Origin of the sequence: Streptomyces sp. NRRL F-5123, from assembly GCF_000721495.1 — a bacterium.
In the GTDB taxonomy this organism is placed as follows: Bacteria; Actinomycetota; Actinomycetes; order Streptomycetales; family Streptomycetaceae; genus Actinacidiphila.
In genome coordinates, this window is record NZ_JOHY01000208.1 from 1 (window position 1) to 297 (window position 297).

Genomic DNA, 297 nt, shown 5'->3' on the forward strand with positions numbered 1-297 from the left:
ATTTGTTCGGCGGTGTCCTACTCTCCCACAGGGTCCCCCCTGCAGTACCATCGGCGCTGAAAGGCTTAGCTTCCGGGTTCGGAATGTAACCGGGCGTTTCCCTAACGCTATGACCACCGAAACACCATGAAACACACACCACAACCCGCAAGGATTCCCCCTTACAAGGGTTGTGGTGGCTGGTTGTTTCAGAACCACACAGTGGACGCGAGCAACTGAGGACAAGCCCTCGGCCTATTAGTACCGGTCAGCTCCACCCCTTACAGGGCTTCCACATCCGGCCTATCAACCCAGTCG

General features: G+C 56.9%; 2 rRNA genes. Both read right to left on the reverse strand.

Annotated features, from left to right (window positions below):
• Positions 1-4 precede the first annotated feature (4 nt).
• Positions 5-121 (reverse strand): 5S ribosomal RNA (rrf, locus tag IH54_RS0138945).
• A gap of 96 nt (positions 122-217) precedes the next feature.
• Positions 218-297, reverse strand: a 23S ribosomal RNA gene (locus IH54_RS0138950); the annotation flags it as partial.